Origin of the sequence: Amycolatopsis sp. NPDC101161, assembly GCF_044768185.1 — a bacterium.
Lineage (GTDB): Bacteria > Actinomycetota > Actinomycetes > Mycobacteriales > Pseudonocardiaceae > Amycolatopsis.
This window is the reverse complement of the sequence record NZ_JBIWPI010000002.1, coordinates 149,830-170,003: the sequence shown is the minus strand read 5'-3', so window position 1 is coordinate 170,003 and position 20,174 is coordinate 149,830. Positions and strand designations below refer to the sequence as shown.

The 20,174-nt window shown below is 71.9% G+C and carries 18 protein-coding genes; 9 read left to right on the top strand and 9 right to left on the bottom strand.

The window, feature by feature from the left end:
- Positions 1 to 16: 16 nt before the first annotated feature.
- Positions 17 to 484, top strand: coding sequence for a VOC family protein (locus tag ACIRSS_RS11820; protein ID WP_400893764.1), 468 nt, complete (start codon positions 17 to 19; stop codon positions 482 to 484).
- Here ACIRSS_RS11820 and ACIRSS_RS11815 read toward each other — a convergent pair.
- From ACIRSS_RS11815 to ACIRSS_RS11805, 3 genes are read right to left on the bottom strand one after another with little or no spacing between them, the layout of a single operon-like run.
- Positions 481 to 1,476, bottom strand: coding sequence for a helix-turn-helix transcriptional regulator (locus ACIRSS_RS11815; RefSeq protein WP_400893762.1), 996 nt, complete (start codon positions 1,474 to 1,476; stop codon positions 481 to 483). The two genes, ACIRSS_RS11820 and ACIRSS_RS11815, sit on opposite strands and share 4 nt — an antisense overlap.
- 29 nt (positions 1,477 to 1,505) lie before the next feature.
- The gene (locus ACIRSS_RS11810; protein WP_400893760.1) at positions 1,506 to 1,859 is read right to left on the bottom strand and encodes a VOC family protein; all 354 of its coding nucleotides are present in this window, start codon (positions 1,857 to 1,859) and stop codon (positions 1,506 to 1,508) included.
- Positions 1,860 to 1,905: 46 nt separating this feature from the next.
- Positions 1,906 to 2,706, bottom strand: a complete 801-nt coding sequence (locus ACIRSS_RS11805; protein ID WP_400893758.1) for a hypothetical protein — start codon at positions 2,704 to 2,706, stop codon at positions 1,906 to 1,908.
- Positions 2,707 to 2,965: 259 nt separating this feature from the next.
- Between ACIRSS_RS11805 and ACIRSS_RS11800 the strand changes: the two genes are divergently transcribed.
- Both ACIRSS_RS11800 and ACIRSS_RS11795 read left to right on the top strand, forming a co-directional pair.
- Positions 2,966 to 4,546, top strand: a complete 1,581-nt coding sequence (locus ACIRSS_RS11800; RefSeq protein WP_400893757.1) for a substrate-binding domain-containing protein — start codon at positions 2,966 to 2,968, stop codon at positions 4,544 to 4,546.
- Positions 4,547 to 4,557: 11 nt separating this feature from the next.
- Entirely contained in the window at positions 4,558 to 6,300 is a 1,743-nt protein-coding gene (locus tag ACIRSS_RS11795; protein WP_400893755.1) for a hypothetical protein, read from the top strand.
- Here the strand turns inward: ACIRSS_RS11795 and ACIRSS_RS11790 are convergent.
- Complete coding sequence (locus ACIRSS_RS11790) at positions 6,294 to 6,944, bottom strand: class I SAM-dependent methyltransferase (protein ID WP_400893753.1); 651 nt, start codon at positions 6,942 to 6,944, stop codon at positions 6,294 to 6,296. The two genes, ACIRSS_RS11795 and ACIRSS_RS11790, sit on opposite strands and share 7 nt — an antisense overlap.
- Positions 6,945 to 7,070: 126 nt before the next feature.
- Between ACIRSS_RS11790 and ACIRSS_RS11785 the strand changes: the two genes are divergently transcribed.
- Positions 7,071 to 11,081, top strand: coding sequence for an alpha-(1->3)-arabinofuranosyltransferase family protein (locus tag ACIRSS_RS11785; RefSeq protein WP_400893751.1), 4,011 nt, complete (start codon positions 7,071 to 7,073; stop codon positions 11,079 to 11,081).
- A 388-nt stretch (positions 11,082 to 11,469) separates the two neighbouring features.
- On the opposite strand, the gene ACIRSS_RS11780 is transcribed toward ACIRSS_RS11785, so the two are convergent.
- Positions 11,470 to 12,672 carry a lipopolysaccharide biosynthesis protein gene (locus ACIRSS_RS11780; protein ID WP_400893749.1) on the bottom strand — a complete coding sequence of 401 codons (1,203 nt, stop codon included), beginning with the start codon at positions 12,670 to 12,672 and terminating at the stop codon, positions 11,470 to 11,472.
- A gap of 70 nt (positions 12,673 to 12,742) precedes the next feature.
- Here ACIRSS_RS11780 and ACIRSS_RS11775 point away from each other — a divergent pair, with 70 nt between their 5' ends.
- The 3 genes from ACIRSS_RS11775 to ACIRSS_RS11765 are packed head-to-tail and all read left to right on the top strand — an operon-like array spanning position 12,743 to position 15,673.
- Positions 12,743 to 14,425, top strand: coding sequence for a hypothetical protein (locus tag ACIRSS_RS11775; RefSeq protein ID WP_400893747.1), 1,683 nt, complete (start codon positions 12,743 to 12,745; stop codon positions 14,423 to 14,425).
- Between the two features lie 3 nt (positions 14,426 to 14,428).
- Positions 14,429 to 14,611, top strand: a complete 183-nt coding sequence (locus tag ACIRSS_RS11770; protein ID WP_400893745.1) for a hypothetical protein — start codon at positions 14,429 to 14,431, stop codon at positions 14,609 to 14,611.
- 3 nt (positions 14,612 to 14,614) lie between these two features.
- Positions 14,615 to 15,673 carry a hypothetical protein gene (locus ACIRSS_RS11765; protein ID WP_400893743.1) on the top strand — a complete coding sequence of 353 codons (1,059 nt, stop codon included), beginning with the start codon at positions 14,615 to 14,617 and terminating at the stop codon, positions 15,671 to 15,673.
- Here ACIRSS_RS11765 and ACIRSS_RS11760 read toward each other — a convergent pair.
- Entirely contained in the window at positions 15,640 to 16,794 is a 1,155-nt protein-coding gene (locus tag ACIRSS_RS11760) for a glycosyltransferase family 4 protein (protein WP_400893741.1), read from the bottom strand. The two genes, ACIRSS_RS11765 and ACIRSS_RS11760, sit on opposite strands and share 34 nt — an antisense overlap.
- 136 nt (positions 16,795 to 16,930) lie before the next feature.
- Between ACIRSS_RS11760 and ACIRSS_RS11755 the strand changes: the two genes are divergently transcribed.
- Entirely contained in the window at positions 16,931 to 17,626 is a 696-nt protein-coding gene (locus tag ACIRSS_RS11755) for a class I SAM-dependent methyltransferase (protein ID WP_400893739.1), read from the top strand.
- A gap of 1 nt (position 17,627) precedes the next feature.
- On the opposite strand, the gene ACIRSS_RS11750 is transcribed toward ACIRSS_RS11755, so the two are convergent.
- Positions 17,628 to 18,695, bottom strand: coding sequence for a DUF3068 domain-containing protein (locus ACIRSS_RS11750; RefSeq protein WP_400893737.1), 1,068 nt, complete (start codon positions 18,693 to 18,695; stop codon positions 17,628 to 17,630).
- 255 nt (positions 18,696 to 18,950) lie between these two features.
- On the opposite strand from ACIRSS_RS11750, the gene ACIRSS_RS11745 reads away from it, so the two are divergent.
- The gene (locus ACIRSS_RS11745; protein WP_400893735.1) at positions 18,951 to 19,457 is read left to right on the top strand and encodes a hypothetical protein; all 507 of its coding nucleotides are present in this window, start codon (positions 18,951 to 18,953) and stop codon (positions 19,455 to 19,457) included.
- A gap of 20 nt (positions 19,458 to 19,477) precedes the next feature.
- Here the strand turns inward: ACIRSS_RS11745 and ACIRSS_RS11740 are convergent, their stop codons facing one another.
- Positions 19,478 to 19,684: a helix-turn-helix domain-containing protein gene (locus tag ACIRSS_RS11740; RefSeq protein ID WP_372664394.1), complete on the bottom strand. Its 207-nt coding sequence runs from the start codon at positions 19,682 to 19,684 to the stop codon at positions 19,478 to 19,480.
- Entirely contained in the window at positions 19,684 to 20,163 is a 480-nt protein-coding gene (locus tag ACIRSS_RS11735) for a DUF2975 domain-containing protein (protein WP_400893733.1), read from the bottom strand. The genes ACIRSS_RS11740 and ACIRSS_RS11735 overlap by 1 nt, the downstream gene beginning before the upstream one ends.
- Between the last annotated feature and the right edge of the window lie 11 nt (positions 20,164 to 20,174).

Below are 20,174 nucleotides of genomic sequence, written 5' to 3'. Positions count from 1 at the left end.
GGATAGCGTCGCGATCATGACAACGAACACCGTCCAACTGGCCTCCGTCCGCGTGATCACCGACGACCTGCCGCGGCTCGTCCGCTTCTACGAGGTCCTCACCGGTGCCACCCCGCAGTACCTGACCGACGACTTCGTCGAGCTGGTGACCCCGTCCGCGACCTTCGCGCTCAGCGCGCCGGAGCGGGTCGCTTTCATCACGGACAACCCACCGCGAGCGGCCGCCAACCGCACCGCCATCGTCGAGTTCGTCGTGGAGGACGTCGAAGCCCTGCTCGCCCGCGTGAAGACCGAACTCGGCGACGACCTCGACATCGTGCAGCCGCCGACGATGATGCCCTGGGGCAACATGTCCGTTCTGCTCCGCGACCCCGAAGGGTCACTCGTCAACCTCTACACGCCGGTCACCTCGCAGGCGCGGCAACTGCAGCAGAACCGGACACCCAAGATGCCAACGCCTGCCACCGAGGCCACCCGGTCCTAGCCCGAGTCGTCGCCGGGATCGACGGTCGCCGCGGCGATCAGCTTCTGTCCCAGCGCGGCGAGGACCCCGTGCAGAGCTTTCGGCTGCTCGATGACGAACGGCCGATCGAGCGCGGCCAATCTTCCCGCGACCCATTCCAGGCGTTCCGCACGCACGAAAATTCTCAGCCAGTGACCATTTCCGGCGACGCCGGCCGCCGGTTCCACCGACGCCAGCGTCTCCGGGAACAACGCTCGCACCTGCATTGCGTCGGCGTCGACGAGCACTGAAACCTCATGTCGCCCGGGACCCGGCGCGAGCGGACCCACCACCCGCCGCACCGGGTTCAGGTCGGCCGGCACCTCGAACGTGCCCACCAGCAGGCGCAGGCCGGCGATGCGGTCCAGGCGGAACGTCCGCTCCGCCTGGCGCCCGACGTCGTACCCGGTGAGGTAGAGCTGCCCCCGCACGGCAACGATGCCGTGCGGATGAACGGTGCGTGACGCGGCAGGTCCGTGCCGCGGCAGGTAGTCGAAGGCAATCGGCCGCCGGTCCCCGGCCGCCCGCGCCAGTCCGAGAAGCACTCTCGCGCTTGCCTCCTCGCCACCGCCGGTGCGCTCGGCCTCGCCGATCCGGCCGCCGGTGAAGTTCACGGTTTCGACCACCGCGTCGATCTGTCGTGCCAGGGCCGGGGGCAGTACCCGGCGCACCTTCGAGGTGGCGGCCTCCACGTCACCGATCGAGGCCGGCCCGGACCCCGGCCGGCCCGTCAGCAGCAGCCCCCAGACGACCGCGAGTGCTTCCTCGTCGGTGAGCATCAACGGAGGCATCCGGTAGTGGCGCGCCAGCCGGTAACCGCCGTAACGACCACGCACGGAATCCACCGGAATGCCGAGGGCGCGCAGGTGTTCCACGTAGCGGCGCACCGTGCGTCCATCCACGTTCAGCCGCTCGGCCAGCTCAGTCGAGGTACGGGTGCCGCCGGACTGCAACAACTCGAGCAACGTCAACACCCGAGCTGTCGGCCGTGCCTCGGCGCGCGCTAGGCGGGCTGCCACAGCTCGACGCGGTTGCCTTCCGGATCGGTGACCCAGCCGAAGCGGCCGACACCGTCCATCTCCTGGACGTCGTCGGCCACGTCGGCGCCTTTCTCGCGCAGCTGGGCGAGCATCGCGTCCAGGTCGCCGACCCGGAAGTTCAGCATCGTCTGCTGCGACGGCGAACCGAAGTAGTCCGTCGACGCCTCGAACGGCGCGAACACCGTCGGCCCCGGCTGCTGCTGCCACACGCCGGTCGCGTCGGTGGCCAGGCCGAGGCAGTCCCGGTACCAGGCGCCGAGCGCCTCCGGGTCCGCCGCGCGGAAGAAGTACCCACCGATGCCGAGCACGCGTTCCATGCCCCGATCCTGCCAGCGCCGTGGCCGGACCGGGGCACGCGACACGTCAGCCGACGATGTCGATCTCGAACGGGTCGGCCGCGCTGTAGTTGATGTCGGCCCACACCGCGCCCGGCAGGTCGTAGCGCCGGTGGGACGTCAGCCTGTTGTCGTAGCCCGCGACCTGCGTCGGGTTGTGGCCGACGCCCTGGTGGTCGTTGCCCCAGGCGAAGATGTCCCCGACCCACATCGGCTTCGAGAAGCCGTCACCGCCGAGCCGCGGCCGGACGATGACCGCCGCGCCGGGACTGCCGGACAGGAACACCCGCACCGTGTTCTGGTTGGCGTTCGGCGGGGTGACGGTGATGCGCTCCATGATCTCCACTCCAGTCGAGGCGGAACCTTTTCCGTCCACTCCGGGCCAGTAGTCCACGACGGACGAGACGTCGTAGCCCGGGGCGACGTCTCCGCGGTACTGCTTGGCGATCGCGCCGTCGGGGATGGTGGGATCGCCGTTGTAGTGGGCGATCCAGTAGTGCGGCTCGGCGACGCCGGCCGACGAGAACGCCGCGCGCACCGAGGGCCAGGTCGAGAGGTTGCAGTAGACCGTGGGGTCGGCGCCCGCGGCGCGGCGCATCCGGACCCAGTCCGGCGCCTCGCCCGGCGACGCGTCGCCGGGTTCGACGTCCAGGACGTGACCGTCGTTGGTGCTCGCCTTCTTGACGATGGTGACCTTGACCGCGTTGGGAAACCTCGCCCAGTCGGCGGCCGACCAGGGTTCGAGCTTGATCCTGTCGATGTATCCCGCGACCATCTCCGCGCCGGCGGGGATGTTCGCGGCCGTGACCGCGTCGTACATCGTGCGCACGGGTTGCGTCTCCGTTCGGTGCCGTTCGCCGTTTCGGGGACGGCGGAATCGTCATCGCGATCCGCCATCGTGCTGTTACCCATGTGGGACGGGCGTCAAGCGGAAATGTTACGCAGTTCCGGACCGTCACCAGTACGGCCGCGGCGCGCAATTCCCTCACCTCGGTTTGACACCTCCGTCGTCACTTTCCGCTGCCGGGTCTGGCTTCCCGCTCACCCGGCTGGCAAGCTGCCAGGACTCCACGACGGAAGGCGAGGGCATGGCGGCACACCCGGCGCGGGCCCGGCGCGTCGACGCGCGGGTCGTCGTCCTGAGTGTGCTGCTCGTGGTCGCCCTGCTCGCCTGGGCCGGCGTCGACTGGCTGCGCGACCGCCTCGCCGCCGGCGGCTGCGACACCACGACGCCGGTGCGCATCACCGCGGCGCCGGACCTCGCGCCGGTGCTCGGCGCGCTCGCCCGGAGCGTGCCGGAGCCCGACTGCTACACCGTCGAGGTCACCGCGGCCGCGTCGACGGCCACCGCGGCGGCGCTCGAGGCCAACGGCGCGAACGGCCCCGACGTCTGGGTGCCGGAGTCGAGCAGCTGGCTGCTGCAGGCCCGCGACCTCGGCGCGTGGAACCTGCCCGAGTCCGGCCAGTCCGTGGCGAGCTCGCCGGTCGTGCTGGCGCTGACCGACGAGGTCGCGAAGCAGGCGGGCTGGCCGGGGAAGTCACCGTCCTGGTCGGACGTCCTCGCGGGCAGCCCGGTCGGCCTGCCCGACCCGAGCCGCGACCCGGCCGCGATCGCCGCCCTGATCGGCCTGCAGCAGCTGACCAAGGACGCGCCCGACCCCGGGGCGGCGTTCACCGAGGAGATCCGCAAGGTGTCCGCGGTGCGCCAGCCGTTCACCGCGTCCCCCGCGTCGGAGCAGTCCGTGCTGGCGCGCAAGCTCGTCGCCGCGTACCCGGCGGCCGGCGTGCCGAGCTTCGACTACCCGTACGTCGTGCTGCCGCGCGCGTCCGAGGCGTCGCGGTCGGCGGCCGAGCGGTTCCTGCGGCTGCTGCTCGACCAGACCGCCACGAAGACGTTCGCCGACGCCGGGTTCCGCACGCCGGCCGGCCAGCTGCTCGGCGACCGGCCCCGGGACACGCGCACGGACGCCGCGCCGCGCCCGGCCGGCCCGCCCGCGCCCGACGCGATGTACGGCGTGCTCCAGGCGTGGGCCGGGGCGAACCTCAGCGCCCGCGTCCAGGTGCTGCTCGACGTCTCGGGCTCGATGGCCGCCACCGTGCCCGGTACCGGCCGCAGCCGGATGGCGCTGACGCTGGAAGCCGCGACCCAGGGCCTCGGGTTGTTCAAGCCGACGACGGAAATCGGGCTCTGGCTGTTCTCGACCAAGCTCGACGGCGACAAGGACTACAAGGAACTGCTGCCGATGCGGCCCATCTCCCAGCAGCTCGCCGCGGGCGGTGTCGCGACGCTGCAGGCGGTCAGGCCGAAACCCGGTGGCGCGACCGGGCTGTACGACTCGATCCTCGCCGCGTACCAGAACGCCCGCCAGAACTGGCAGCTCGGCCGGATCAACGTCGTCGTCGTGCTCACCGACGGCCGCAACGAGGACAGCGACTCGGTCGGCTTGCCCGGCCTGCTGGCCGAGCTGGGCCGGCTGCAGGACCCGCGGAAACCGCTCCCGGTGATCGGGATCGGCATCGGCCCGGACATCGACGCGAGCGAGCTGAAGCGGATCTCGGCCGCGACGGGCGGCGACTCGTTCACCACGCCGGACCCGCGCAAGATCTCCGACGTCTTCTACCAGGCGCTGAGCAAGCTCATGTGCCAACCGCCCGCCTGCAAGAATTGAGGACGCCCGTGTTGGTGGAGATCGAAAAGCCCGCCCCACGGGTGACGCGAAGACCGTCCACTGTGGTCTTGGCGGCGTTCGTCGCCGGCGTGGTGCCGTTCGCGTTCCACGCCTGGGCGGCGCTGCACGGGAGTTTCGCGCAGGACGACTTCGTCGTCACCTACCGGGCCGCCGCGGCCGGGCCGTTCGACCTCGGCTACCTCTTCCAGGACTACCACGGCCACCTGCAGCCCGGCGGGTTCTTCCTCGCCGCGGTCCTGACGTGGTGGGCGCCGCTGAACTTCGCGCTGCTCATGGCGCCGCTGCTGCTGATGCGGGCCGTCGCGACGGTGCTGTTCTGGTGCGTGCTGGTGCGCTGCTTCGGCCGCCGCTGGGCGATCCTGGTGCCGTTCACCGTGTTCACGGCCTCGACGCTGCTGCTGGTCCCGACGCTGTGGTGGTCGTTCGGCGTCCAGCTCGTACCGGTCGTGCTGGCCGGCGCCGGGGCGCTGCACGCGCACGTCCGGTACCTCGAGGTCGGCGGCCGGTGGTGGATCGGCGCGTTCGCCTGGACGCTGTTCGGTCTCGCGTTCTACGAGAAGGCCGCGCTGATCCCGGTGCTGCTGGCCGGCGTGACCGTCCTGCTCGGACGGTCCTTCCGGGACCACCCCCGCTACTGGGCGGGGCACGCCGTGCTGCTGGCCGCGTTCGTGGCCGGCTACTTCGCCGTGACGGCGAGCCAGGTCGGCACGGGCACGCAGCCGGTGTCCGCCGGCACGGTCGCCGACCTGACCGGCCGGATGCTCGGCGACACGCTGCTGCCGGGCCTGGCCGGCGGGCCGTGGTCGGGCGCCGGGGCGGGCGCGACCTGGGCGGCGTCGCCGTTCGCGGTGGTCGCCGTGCTGCTGGTCGCGGCGATCGCCGTCGTGGTCGCCGGCGTGCGCGCCGGCGGCCGGCGCGCGTGGGGCGCGTGGGCCTTGCTCGCGGCCCTGTTCGCGGTGGACGTCGGGCTGCTGGCGCTGACGCGGCTGCGCGAAGTCGGGCCGTCGGCGGGCGACGATCCGCGGTACATCGCCGATCTCACGCTGGCGGCCGCCCTTTGTGGAGCGTTCGCTTTCCTGCGGCCCGGCGAAGTTGCGCCGTCCGGCGGAAAGCGTGAACGGCCGATCGCGGTAACCGTCTGCGTGCTTTTGCTCGTCAGTTCCGCGATCGGGTTTTCCGGGCTCGCGCCGGCGCTGCGGTTCGCGCATTCCGCGCAGTACCTGGGCAACGTCCGCGCGGCCGTCGCCGAGGACCCCGCCCTCGTTTTCTTCGACACCTTCGTCCCGTCCGATGTGGTCCACGAGTGGTTCGGTGCGGACTCCCAGGCGTCGCGCGTGGCCGGCCTGATCCCCGGCACGCACTTCGACCAGCCGACGAACCGGATGCACCTGCTCGACACGACCGGCACCCCGCACGCGATCACCGGGGTCGACGCGGTTTCGCGCGGTTTGCCCGGGCCGGTGCCGAACTGCGGGTACACCGTCGGCGAAACGCTGGTGCGCGTCCCGCTGGACAAGCCGGTGCTCGGCCGGCAGCTGCTGAAGCTCGACTACTTCACCTCGGACGGCGGCGAAGGCCTGGTCGACCGGACGCCGGTGTGGTTCCAGGCCGGGCTGCATTCGCTGTACCTGCCGGTGGACGGCCTCTTCGACCACATCGACGTGCAGCTCTCCAGTCCGGGCGCGCCGGTGTGCCTCGCGAAGGCCGAGGTCGGGAAGCCGGTCGCTCAGTAGGGGTCGTACGGGCTGTCGTGGCCGAGCAGCCGCGCGAGCGGCCGCAACCGCAGGCGCAGCAGCACCTTGAGCACGACGTTGCGCAGGAACCACGGCAGCTGCGCCAGCACGCGCACGCGGTCCGCCGTGGACGGTGGCGTGAGCTTGAACCGCGCCAGCGACGTCGCCCGGTCCACATAGGTGTACCGGCGTCCGAAGAGGACTTTCGCGATCGTGCCGAGCGTGACGCCGATCGAGGAAAAGCAGTCGTGCACCAGGATTTCCGCGCCCGGCGGCAGGTGGTCCGACCAGCGCAGGTCGTCGGTGTAGGTCCAGTAGTCGTGCTTGCCGTCGATGTAAAGCAGCTGTAAGGGCCGGTCCCAGTCAGGGCGCAGTTCCGTGCTGTAGCCGGCGACGAGCTCGACGACGTCGTCCAGCCCGGCCTGGCGGATGTTGCGCTCGAACAGCTGCCGCGTCGGCGATCCGCCGAACAGTCGGCCGTCGACGAAGGGGTCGACGGCGATCACCGTGGCACCGACCGTGCGGGCCGCCGCGCCGAGGACGATCGTGGATCTGCCCTGGTGGCTGCCGATTTCGAGGACGACGTCGCCCTTCTCCAGGCGGCACACGGCGTCCCACAGCGCTTCGCCCTGCGCGCGCGTCATCCAGCCCTTGACCGGCTCGGCCAGAGCCCAGGCATCTTCGAACGAGATGGCGCACCTGCCAGGAGTTCGGGGACCCAAGAAAATCGTCGGCACATGGTAGCCAGGTTTCGGCCTAGTATCTACCGGATGGTAACCGCCACCCGCGAACGGTCCCGGGACGACGCCCCGCCCTCGAGCGGTGCCCGGAAGTTCTCGGTGGGCGCGTTCTTCCGCCGGCCGAGCACCTGGATCGTGCTGGCGCTGACCACGTTGTCATTCCTGCAGATGCCGGGGAAGACGACGTTCGACACCAAGCTCGACCTCGCCGTCGACCCGCTCGCGTTCCTCGGCCGCGCGCTGCACCTGTGGAACCCCCAGGCGACGGCGGGGGAGCTGCAGAACCAGGCGTACGGCTACCTCTTCCCGATGGGCCCGTTCTTCGCGCTGTGCCAGGCGGTCGGCATGCCGGCGTGGATCGCGCAACGGCTGTGGGGCGCGATCCTGCTCTCGGCCGCTTTCGGCGGCGCCCTCCTGCTGGCGCGCGCGATGAAGCTCGGCACCGAACGCACGCGGCTGATCGGCGCGCTCGGGTACGCGCTCGCGCCGCGCATGCTGACCGAAATCGGTGGTCTGTCCGCGGAAATGCTGCCCGCGGTGCTGCTGCCGTGGGTGCTGGTGCCGCTGGTCCGGGCCGGGACGATCGGCTCGCCGCGGCGGGCCGCCGGGCTGTCCGCGGTCGCCGTGCTGTGCATGGGCGGGGTCAACGGCGCGATGGTCGTGATGGCGCTCGTGCTGCCGGGACTGTGGCTGCTGACGCGCAAGTGGACGCGTCACCACGTCGAGCTCGTCCTGTGGTGGTTCGTCTTCGTCGTCGGCGCGACGCTGTGGTGGATCCTGCCGCTGCTGCTGCTCGGCGAGTACAGTCTGCCGTTCCTGGACTACATCGAGTCCGCGACGAACACCACCGCGCCGATGTCGCTGTTCGAGGTGCTGCGCGGGACCAACCAGTGGGTCGCCTACGTCGTGCAGGGCACGCCGTGGTGGCCGGGCGGCTGGTCGCTGATCGACAACCCGGTGCTGATGCTCGCGACGGGACTCGTCGCCGGCGTCGGCCTGCTCGGCCTGACCCGCCGCGGCCTGCCGGAACGCCGGTTCCTGGTGCTGGGCGTCCTCACCGGCCTGACGCTGCTGACCATCGGGTACGTCGGCACGCTCGACAGCCCGCTCGCCGAACAGGTCCGGCACCTGCTCGACGGCCCGCTCGCGCCGCTGCGCAACGTCCACAAGTTCGAGCCGGTGCTGCGGCTGCCGCTGATGCTGGCGTTCGTGCACGGGATCGCCGGCCCGGTGCGGGTGCGGTCGCCGCGCCGGTTCCTGCGGCCCGCGCTGGGCTTGCTGCTGGTGCTCGTGATGGCCGCGCCGGCGTGGCTGCTGAACCTGCGGTCCGGCCCGGGCTGGGACGAGGTTCCCGGCTACTGGTACGACGCGATGGGCTACGTCGCCAAGGCCGACCCGAACGCGCGGACGCTGCTGCTGCCGGCCACCGGGTTCGGCGAATACGACTGGGGCCGCACGGTCGACGAGCCCGCGCAGGCCATCGCGAAGAGCCCGTGGGCGGTGCGCAACCAGGTGCCGCTGGGCTCCGAAGGCAACACGCGGCTGATGGACTCGGTCGACGCGGCCCTCGCCGACGGCCGCGGCGACCCCGGGCTCGCCGCGTTGCTCGCGCGGTCCGGCTACCGGTTCTTGCTGCTGCGCAACGACATCGACCGCGACCGGACGAACGCGCCGCCGATCGCGACGCTGCGGGCCGGGCTGGCCGGCTCACCCGGGATCGGCAAGGCGGCGGAGTTCGGGCCCCTCGAGATCTACGAGGTGCGCAAGTCCGTGCCGCTCGCGACGGCCACGGCCACCACCGACGTCCCGACGGTGAGCGGCGGCCCGGAAAACCTGCTCCCGCTGATCGACTCGGGCCAGCTCGACCCGGCGACGCCGACGGTGCTGACCGGCGACGGCGGTTCGGCCGGCGGCCCGCGGCTGGTGACCGACGGCCTGCGCCGCGCCGAGCGCAACGTCGGCGGCGTGCGGGACAACCTCAGCCAGACCCTGACCGCCGGCGAGGCGTTCCGGCAGCAGCGCGCCGCGGGGGACGTGCTGCCGTTCCCGGGCGAGGAACACCAGACCGTCGCCGCCTACCGCGGCATCCGCGCGGTGACGGCGTCGACGGCGGCGTCGTTCGCCGACGCGTTCGGCGGCTCCGACCCGGGGCACCAGCCCTTCGCGGCGATCGACGGCGATCCGCGCACGTCGTGGCGCTCGTCGTCGTTCACCGGGCCGATCGGCCAGTGGCTCGAGGTGGAGCTGGACACGCCGCGGCTGGTGAACTCGGTGGACCTGGAGATGGTCGACGACCTCCGGGTCGGCTGGCCGGCCACGCGGGTCCGGATCACCACCGACAACGGTTCGGTCGACCAGCAGGTGATCCGCGGGGCCGGGCCGCACACCTACGCCGTGGCCGCGGGTGTGACGCGCAAGGTGCGGATCACGCTGCTGTCGCTGGTGGTCGGGCGCCAGGACGGGAACGTCGGCATCGCGGAGCTGAAGATCCCCGACACGGAACCGCAGCGCGCGCTGGAGGTCCCGGCCGACCTGCCCGCCGGTCCGGCGCCGGGGTTCGCGTTCACGCGGGGCGCGTCGCCGCGGTTCGCCTGCCTGCCCGCCGGCGGCGCGGTCCGGTGCGACGCGTCCGCGGCCCGGGACAGCGAAGAACCCGACGGCATCCGGCGGCTGTTCAGCACCCCGGCCGAGCAGACGTTCCTCGTCGGCGGCACGGTGCTGCCCGCGGGCGGCGGCAAGAACCCGGTCGCGCTGCCGGGGGTGACGGTGGCGTCGACGTCCCAGCTGGCCGGCGACCCGGCGGCGGGCGGGTTCGCGGCGGTGGACGGCGACGCGGGCACGACGTGGCGTCCCGACGTCACCGACCTGCGCCCGACGCTGACCTTGAACTGGAACGCCCCGAAGCGGATTTCGGGGCTGCACATCGGGGTCGCGCCGGCGAGCGGCGCGCGGGCGCCCCGGCAGGTGGAGCTGGTGGGCAAGTCGGGGTCTCGCACGGTCCAGCTCGACGCGGGCGGGTCGGCGTCCTTCGAACCGCTGGACACCGACCAGCTGCAAATCGTGCTGCCGGGCGATGACGACGACCCGGCCGCGCGGGCCGTGGTGGGCATCGGGAGCCTGGAGCTGTCCGGCACCGACGGGCTGCTGCCCGGGCCGGACCCGGCGTTCACGGTGCCGTGCGGGTCCGGGCCGAACGTCCACCTCGATGGCCTGGACTACCGGACGTCGGTGCAGGGGACGCTGGCGGACATCACCGCGCACCGGCCCCTCGAGCTGCGGATGTGCCGGGACTCGGAGGGCGGGATCTCGCTGCCGTCCGGCGGGCACGAGCTGCGGACGGACCGGTCGGACTCGTTCGTCGTCCAGGACCTGTGGCTGCGCCCGGCGGTGGCGGCCGCCCCGCCGGTTCACCGCGCGGTGCAGGTGGGCAAGTGGGACGCGGCTTCGCGGTCGGTGACGGTGGCACCGGGCGCGGAGGCGGTGCTGGCGGTCCCGGAGAACGCGAACGCGGGCTGGGTGGCCACTTTGGACGGACGCGAGCTGACCCGCACCCGCGTCGACGGCTGGCAGCAGGCGTGGATCGTCCCGGCGGGCGCGGGCGGGGTGGTCTCGCTGTCGTTCACCCCGGACTCGGCGTACCGCATTTCGCTGCTGGTCGGGGCGGCGGCGGTGGCGCTGCTGCTGGTGGGTGTGTTCTGGCCGGCCCGGCGGCGGCCGTTCGCGGTGCTGCCGGGCGGTGCTTTCGTGCCGGTGGTGCTGATCGGGCTGCTGGTGGCGCTGGGCGGGATGCTGCCGGTGGTGCTGCTGATCGCGTGCCTGCTGGCCCGCCAGTTCCACGACCGCGCGCCGCGGTACCTGGCGTTCGGCGGGATGGCCGTGGCGGCGGTGGTGTCGGTGACGGGCCGCATCCTGGGCCACGGCCAGGAGTGGGCGTACGGCCCGGTGACCCAGGCAGCGCTGCTCCTCGCGGCGGCCGCGATGGTGGCGACGTGCGTGGACTGGTTCACCCGCAAGGAGAACCCGACGGAACCGGCGAGCTAGCCAGGGGAAACTGTTGGTGCCTGCCGGTAGCGTGGAAAACGGGGGCTGCTCAGGCCCGGGATGAAAGGGTCGTTCATGTCGTCTGGCGCCAGGGTCCCGGCAAAGTCGGATCGGCGCGGCCGGCGACGTCATGAACGAGTCGTTCACCTCGCCGGATGCGATGAACGAGTCGTTGATGACTACCGAAGCTCGGCATCCTGCCGAAACGCCTTCCGGCACCCCGAAGCTGTCATTGTGACTACGGCCGGCAACACCGCGTCAAGGCGGGAAAGATGCCTTGACCCGGCGTTGCCGGCCGTGTTCTGGCTTCGGATCGGGGTGCGGGGGAGTCTGGGTTCTCGTCGGTGTCTGTTCTCGGGGGCCTCTCGCCTAACGAGTCGTTCAAAGCTCAAGAAACCCGCCGCGCCCGCAGCTCCAAAACCGCGCCCGCCAGCGCCAGCCCGCCCGCGCAGCCAGCCGCGACCGTCACCACCTGCGTCGCCGATCCGTGCAGCCACGTCGTGATCAGCACCGCCTCCACGACCACCGCCGCCCACATCAGCACCGCCACCCGGCGATCCCCGTCGGCCAACCGGGCGTACAGCAGGATCTGCACCAACGCCAGCATCGACCCGGCCAACGCGAACGGCCACACCGGCATCGTGCTCCCGGCGTACCGCGCTCCGCCGATCACCGCGAGCAACGACGGCCCCAGCACCACCGAAGCCAGCACCACGAACGCGTCGAGGAAAGCGCACACCGCCAACGCCACCGGCAGCACCCGCCGACGCCCGGCCGACGCCGCGAACCGGGGCAGCACGAGCACCCCCACCGCCTGCGGCAGCCAATACGCGATCTTCGTGACGATCGCCCCGAGCGCGTACTCCCCGGCGGCAGCCGACGGCAGCGTGTGCCGCGCCAGCACCAGGTCCAGGTTCACCAGCAGCACCAGGGCCAGCATCGCCTGCGCCGTGTGGAGTACCTCCGCACCGTGCCGGTCGGCCCAGCGGGGACGCGGCCGGCCGCACACCCACCAGCCCGCCACGACCACCGCCAGCGACCCCAGCGCCGTCCCCGCCAGCGCGCCCGTGGGAGAACCGGAGACCAGCAGGCCCACCAGGGAACCGCCGACCTTGCCCAGCCCCTCCAGCGCGATCAGCCCGGCCAGCACCGCGAACCGGTGGGCGCCCTGCAGCAGTCCGTGGAACACCCCCAGCAGCGTCAACGGCCCGAGCGCGGCCGTCACCAGCAGCGCCGGCGTCAGCGACCCCAGGTGCAGCAGGAGCACCAGCAACGGGCTGAGCGTCAACGCCGCCGTCGCCACGATCCCGCTCGTCACCAGCCCCAGCGCGAACAGCGAACCCTGGGCCAGCGAAGGCGAGCGCGCGACCCGCAACGCCACCACCGTCTGCAGCCCCATCGCCGGGACGACGCCGATGACCAGCACCGCCAGCAGCGAGCTCAGCTCCCCGAACGCCCCCGGCGCGAGGATCCGCGCGGCCGCGAGGCTCAGCACGTAGCTGCCGGCGTTGTTGCCCGCGAGCGCGAGCGAGACGAGGATCGCCGCGACCCGGTTGCCGGTCCGGGCCGGCACTTCGGTGGCTACGCTCAACGGCGGGCTCCCATTACCGGCGGGTAATTTCCAGGGACCCTAACCGCGTGGACACCGGAAAGGAAGGGCAGTGGACGCACCGGGCAGACGGTTCGCGCTCCCCGTCGTGTCCGCCCTGCTCGCGCTCGCCGTCTGCGCGCCGCTGCTCGGCCGCGGGTTCGTCCTGAGCTACGACATGGTGTTCGCGCCCCGCCAGTACTTCGTGCCGGACGCGTTCGGGATCGGCAGCACGCTGCCGCGATCCGTCCCCGCGGACGCCGCCGTCGCGCTCGCCACGACCGTGCTGCCCGGCGACCTCGTCCAGAAGATCGTCTTGCTGCTGGCCGTTTTCGCCGCCGCGCAGGGCGCCGGCCGGCTCGTCCCGACCGAACACCTCGGCACGCGGCTCGTCGCCGCGACCGCGTACGCCTGGACGCCGTATGTCGCGGAGCGGCTCTTCATCGGGCACTGGCCGCTGCTGCTGACGTACGCGTCGCTGCCCTGGATCGTCCGCGCCGGGCTCGCCGCGCGGAAGCACGAACCGAACGCGCTGCCGAGAATCGTGATCGCCTGCGCGCCCGCTGTCCTGACGCCGCCGGGTGGCGTGCTCGCCGCCGTCGTCATGGCCGTCGCCGCCGGTTCCCGCCGCCTCTGGCAGACGCTCGCCATCGCGATCGTGCTCAACCTGCCGTGGTTGGTCCCGACGTTCCTGAACGCCGGTGGCACGTACTCCGACCCGGCCGGCGTCACGGCGTTCAGTGCCCGTGCCGAAAGCTGGGGTCCCGCGCTGCTCAGCGTCCTCGGCCTGGGCGGCATCTGGAACGCCGAAACGGTTCCCGGTAGCCGGGCCATGCCGCTCATCCCGGTGCTGACGCTCATCGTGGTCGCCATCGCGGTCGCCGGTCTCAAGCCGCTCACGCGGCGGTGGGGGAAGGCGCCGGCGCGCTCCTTGTTCGCCCTCGGTGTCGTGGGCGTGCTGCTGGCTTCGCTGGCGACGCTGCCGGGCGGGGACGCGCTGCTGAGCGCCGCCACGCGCCACCTGCCCGGCGCGGGACTCCTGCGGGACGCCCAGAAATGGGTTGCCTGGTGGGCGTTGCCGTTCGCGCTGGGCTTCGCGCTGGCCATCGAGGTGGCCGCGGCCAAGCTCAAAACCGAGCGCGGGCGCGTCGCGCTCGTGACCGCGGCGGCCGTCTTCCCCCTGCTCACCCTGCCCGACCTGGCCTGGGGCGGCTGGGGCCGGCTCGCCACCGTGCGCTACCCCGCGGATTGGCAGGCAGTGTCCGAAGTGCTCGGTGACCGCCCCGGCGACGTGCTGACGCTGCCGCTCTCGGCGTTCCGCGGGTTCGCCTGGAACGACGACCGCACGCAGCTCGACCCGGCGCCGCGCGTCCTCCCGAAACCCGTGCTGATGGACGACACGCTCCAAGTGGGAGCGGACCGCGTCGCGGGGGAGGACCCGCGCATCGGCGACGTCCGGGCCGCGACGTCCGCGCGCGAGCTGACGGAGGCGGGCATCGGCTGGATCCTGGTCGAGCACGGGACACCCGGCGACGTCGACAAGCGGTTGCTCGCCGACGCGACACCGGTGTGGTCGGGTGACTGGCTGACGCTCTACCGGACCCCGGGTGTGCCCGCGGTGAAAGCGATCTCGTGGACGCCCGCCTTGGTGGCAAACGGAGTAGTGCTCGCGTCGCTGTGCGTCGCACTGTTGTGCCGCATGTTACCGATGCGTACATTGGGCCGCGGCAGGAATCTCCCGCCGCGGAAGGAGTGACACGTGGGCACGGTCATCGGCGTGGTCGCCGCCGTCATCCTCGGAGGCGGTCTCGCGACCGGAGCGGGCTTCGCCCTCACCAAGGGCGCGGACCCGGACAGCTCCGCCCAGGTGCAGGAAAAGCTGAACGCGCAGGTGAAGTACAACCCCGCCGACCACCCCGGCAAGATCTACGGGAACCGCTGACGCGTGACCCGGCTCGCCTCCGACCACGCCCACCGCGTCGTCGGGCTCTACGGCGACCCCACCGTTTCCTGGAGCATCCTCCTCGAAGCGGAACTCGGCACGGCCGCACCGGACCCGGACAAGCTGCGCGCCCGGCTGGCGGCCGCCGTCCAGCAGTACCCGCACCTCGGTGCCGTGCCGGACATCGAGGCGACCGCGGACTTGCCGGCCACGCGCGACCGGTTCGCTTCGGCGCCCTACGAACGCGGTGCGCCGCTGCTGCGGGTCGCCGCCGGCGAGTCGACGCTGCTCGTGGCCGCGCACCACGGCGCCCTCGACGGCCTCGGCCTGCTCTCGCTGCTCGGCATCCTCCTCGACGTCCCGGTTTCCTCGGGGGCGACGGGGATCGGCGAACGCACCGGCGGGAAACCCTTTGCCGTTTCGGCCCTCCAGCGGCTCGCTGAAGCGCTTTTCGCGCCGCCAGGACGGATTACGCCGGACCGGCGAGCCGAAGCCGCGGGAGACGTCTTCGCCGCCCGGCACGAGCCACGGCTGCGCTTGGGCGCGGCGGGGTTCGTCGCGGCGGCCGCCCGCGCCACCGAACGCTGGAACCGCGCGCACGGCGCCCGCACGGCGCGGGTCGTGGCCGCGCTGGGTGCGTCGTGGCGGTCCGGGGCCGCGCCGGAACCGGTGCACGACAGCGCGTTCTTCCGGCTGCGGCTGCGTCCCGGCGCCGATGTCGCGGCGGTTCTGGCGGCGCAGCCACCGGAACCCGACTTCCCGGCCCGCAGCAGCAGGCTCGCCCGGCTGGGCACGCGGCTGCTGGCGAGCCGGCTCGGCTCGACGTTCCTGGTGTCCAACCTGGGAGTGGTGTCCACCGGGGACACCGTGCGCTCGCTGGCGTTCTACCCGGCCGCGAGCGGCCGGTCAGGCGTGGCGTTCGGCGCGGCGACCACGGGGGAGGTCACCACGGTGACCGTGCGGGCCCGCCGCCGGGACTTCGACGCGGCCGCCGCCGGCCGGTTGCTGGAGGAGTTCCGCACCGCTGTTCACGAGGCCAGCGCTTCGCCGCGCGCCACCTGACCCAGCACCCGCGGCCGGGGCGCCGGCCGCCCGGAGACGTCCCGCACCAGCGCCTCGAACTGCCCGGCGCTCGCGTCCCAGCTGTACATCCCGGCCCGCTCGGCTCCGGCCAGGCCCATCTCCGCGCGCCGCAGCCCGTCGGCCAGCAAGCCGTCCACCTGGGCCGTGAAGTCCTCGAAGTCGTCCGCGAGCAGGCCGGTCCGGCCCTCCACAATGGATTCGGCCACGCCGCCCGCCGCGCGGTAGGCGACCGAGGGCACGCCGTGCGCCGCAGCCTCCATGATGACGATGCCCCAGCCCTCCTTGACCGACGGGCACAGGTGCAGCCACGACCGCGCGAGGATCTCGTGCTTGGCGTGCTCGTCGACCCAGCCGTGCAGCACCACGCGGTCGGCGACCCCGCGCGAGACCGCGTGCGCGCGCAGGACCTCGTCCCACGGCCCCTGCCCGACGACCTCGAGCCGCAGCTCCGGCCACCGCCGCGCCAGCCGTGCGACGACGTCGATGGCGTGCTCGATCCGCTTGTGCGGCACCAGCCTGCTCACCGCGACCAGCGTCGGAGTGGTGTCCCGTCCGGACGTGCACGCCGGGGGCGCGTCCAGCCCGTTCGGCACCACGGTCACCCGTGACCGCTCGACGCCCAGCCCGGCCAGCTCGGCCTTCGTGACCTCGGAAACCGTGACGTACCGGCACTTCCGGAACAGCCGCGGCGCCAGCCGCGACTCGATCCACCAGCCCACCCGGCCCAGCGTCTCGCCGAGCGCGCTGATCCACTGTTCCTTGTGGACGTGGTGCACGAGCACCAGCACGGGACACCCGGCGACCAGCCGGGCGAAGAAGGGCATGCCGTTCTGCACGTCGACCACGAGGTCGGCGCCGGCCCGGCGAATGGCGCGCAGCGCGTGGACGTACACGCCGAACTTGTTGCCGCGCCGCCGGTAGCGGACGCCTTCGCGCCACTCGCCCGCGGTCGCGCCCGCGTAGGCGGCGCACTGGATTTCGACCCGGTACCCGGCTCTCGCGAGCCCTTCGGCCATCCGCTCGACGTACCGCTCCGACCCGCCGCCTTCGGGGTGGCCGGTGTCGCGCCAGTTGACGAGGAGCACACGAGGTCGTTCCATCGGGTTATCCAAACTGTAGCGACGATGCTAGGTTACCGGTGCGTACACAGTAGAGGAACGTAATCGGGAAAGCGACGGTTCAATGGTAGGTAATTCTGTTGTCGACCGGCCGCACCGGGCCACGCTCGGCCGTTCCGTGACGCTCTTCCGCACGTTCCTCACCGAGCAGACCGACCCGGACGGCTTCTATTCCGCGCTGGCCGCCGACTCGGTCCGGCAATTGGCGGCGCACACTCCGCTGTCCGGGTGCACGGTGCTCGACGTCGGCGGCGGCCCGGGGTACTTCTCCGACGCGTTCCGCGCGGCCGGGGCGGTCTACCTGGGACTCGACCCGGACGTCGGCGAGCTGTCCGCGCGCGGCGAGCCCGGCGAGAACATGATCCGCGCCAGTGGCACGGAACTGCCCGTGCGCAGCGGATCCGTCGACGTCTGCTACTCGTCGAACGTGCTGGAGCACGTCAGCGAGCCGTGGGTGATGCTCGAGGAGATGTGCCGGGTGACCAAGCCCGGCGGCACGGTCTTCGCGTCGTTCACGCCGTGGTTCTCGCCGTGGGGCGGCCACGAGACCGCGCCGTGGCATTTCCTCGGCGGGTACTACGCCCGGGAACGCTATTCCCGGAAAGAGGGGAAGCAGCCGAAGAACAAATTCGGCGAAAGCCTGTTCCCGGTTTCGGTCGGCGCCGCCCTCCGGTGGGCTAAGACGACGCCGCTGGCCGATCTCGTGGCCGGGTACCCGCGTTACCACCCGAGCTGGGCGATGTGGATCGTGCGGATTCCCGGCCTGCGTGAGATCGCTTCGTGGAATCTGGTCCTGGTCTTGCGGAAGAAGTGAGTCAGCTGCCGGCGAAGGCCACCTGGCGCCGCCGGTGCGGCGTCGGGGGCTCCGGCGGGCGGCGGCGGGCCAGCAGGACGATCGCCACGATGATCAGCACGCCCCCGCCGATGCCGAGCCAGAGCGGCCCGGTGCTCGACAGGAACTCCAGCTTGCCCTTGTTCGCGTTCACCTGGTCGACCATCTGCGAGATGGTCTTGCCGTTGTAGGCGAGCGTCCCGTCGAACACGACCGTCGGGGTGCCGCCGGTGCCGACGCGCAGCTCCTGGTGCTGCTGTTGCTGCTGCTTGACCTCGATCCCGGTGACCGGCTCGACCCACAGCGTGTTCACGCCGCGGTAGTACAGGTCGGCGTCCACAGAGGACTGGTCGGAGCCGACGAGCGAGCCGGGCACCTTCTTCGAGTCGAGCTTCGTGTCCGGGATGTCCTGGACGAACTTGTAGGTCTCGATCCCGTTCACCGTCTCGGTGCCGGTGTAGCGCGCGGTGACGGCCGCGCCGGTGTTGTCGTCGTAGACCTTGTAGTCCTTCTGCTCGGTGCCGAAGGGGAACTTGAAGTTCAGGCCCGGCTGCGCCTTCTCGATGTTCGTCTCCGGCGGCTTCTGGCCGTCCTTGTCGGCCTTGTCCTTCAGCTCGGTGACGTAGCTGCTGCTCGCGGCGCACATCGGGTCGGTCGCGCCGCGCGGGTCGTAGCCCTCGCCGGTGCGCCGGTCGAAGCAGACCTGCCGCTTGCTCGCGCTCAGCACCGTGTTGTCGGCGTCGTCGGTGACCTTCACCGCCAGCAGCCAGACCGCGTAGTCGGTGTCCTGGTGCATCTCGGGTGCGGAGAAGTTCGACTGCACGTGCGCGACCGCGGTCAGCTTGACGTTCTCGCGGATCTTCGAGACCGGGCCGGTGCCGTCGTCGGTCACGGCGAGGACCTTGCTCGCGGTGCCTTCGAGCACCGACGTCGAGTCCTGGTCGAGCGGCACCTTGGCGAGCTTCGGGTAGATGTACGTGGGGAGGAGCACCGCCCCGGCGGCGGCGAAGACGCCCAGTGCCAGCAAGATCAGGCCGAAAGCACGTCGCAACGGTCCTCCTGGGTCGTCTTCGTCGACAGCACAAATTACCCGGCGGTAATCAGTGCTGCGGATAGTGGCCCGCGCCACGCCGCGCGTCAAAGTGTGACCGGCGGTCACAGACACCCGGTGCCACCGGAAGGTCGCATGTGCGCGGCCGTTCGGACCAAGAGACCAAACATGTTTGTTCCCGGGCACAACGGGCACGGGCCCACCATCGGACGATCCTCACTCCGCCGCGCCGGACCGCAAAGGAGAGACTCCCTTTTGCCCCAGGACCCTTCGCTGGTCGCCATCGCGGCCACCGCGCGCTGGCGGGCCCGGATCGTGGCGGCGGCCGCGAGCGCGGGAATCACGCTGACCGACCCGCTGGCCGGCGTGCCCGGCATCCGGCCGCTCGCCTGCACTCTGGGCGACCTCGGCGTGATCGTGCCGAGGCTCGGCGGCGAGCCCTCCCGGGCGGCGATCGGCGCGCACTCGGACTCGATCGCCGACCGCGAGCTGCGCGACGCCGTCGCCGACGTGGCGGCGCTGCTTTCCCTGCACGGCAACGTGGTGCTGGACCTCGACGCGGGTGGCCGTCGCGCGACGGTGAAGCCGGACGTGGTCGTCTCGGCCGCCGTGGACCGTCCCCAGTGGACGGAGCCGGCGGTGACGCTCCCGGTGGGCACGGACCGGCGCGGGGCCCCGCTCACGGTGGCGCTCACCGCCGGTCCGGGCTTCGAGGGCACGCTGCTGGAACTGGCCCGCCTGGTCGAAGCGGACGCGGCTTAGCGGGGTCCGTCCGCGGCGGGCTACTCGTCCACCCACTCCAGCAAGTCGCCGGGCTGGCAGCCGAGGACCCGGCACATCGCTTCCAGCGTGCTGAACCGCACCGCCTTCGCCCGCCCGTTCTTCAGCACCGCCACGTTGGCCGGCGTCAGCCCGACCTTCTCGGCGAACTCCCCGACGCTCATCTTGCGCTTCGCCAGCTCGACGTCGATGCGCACGACGATCGCCATCAGATGACCGCTTCCATGTCGGACCGCAGCGTCGTGGCCTGGCGCAGCAGGGCGCGCATGACCACCATCAGCAGGCCGAACACGGTGATCCCGACGGTCACCAGGAACAGCACCATCGGCATTCCCGGGTCGTCGGCGTTGAAGCCGACGAAGATCAGCATGCCGGCGAACACCAGCCACGCGGCCGCGATGGCCCAGACGATCAGGTCGACCCACTTCAGCGACGCCGTCGTGAAGATCCGGTCCTTCTTGACCAGTGTGAGCAGCTGCCAGGTCGCGACGAGCACCACCTGGACGCACAGCACGAGGAACACCGCGATCGCGGTCAGCGGCCAGCGCAGCGGAGCGTCGTGCGGGTTCTGGCTGGTCGTGTAGGCGATCCCGCCCGGCAGCGACAGCGTCTGGAACACGAGGAGGACGCCGAACAGCACCACGAGGAACACCCTGAGCGCGCGAACGGCCCATCTCTCTGAGATCATGCGCCGACTAT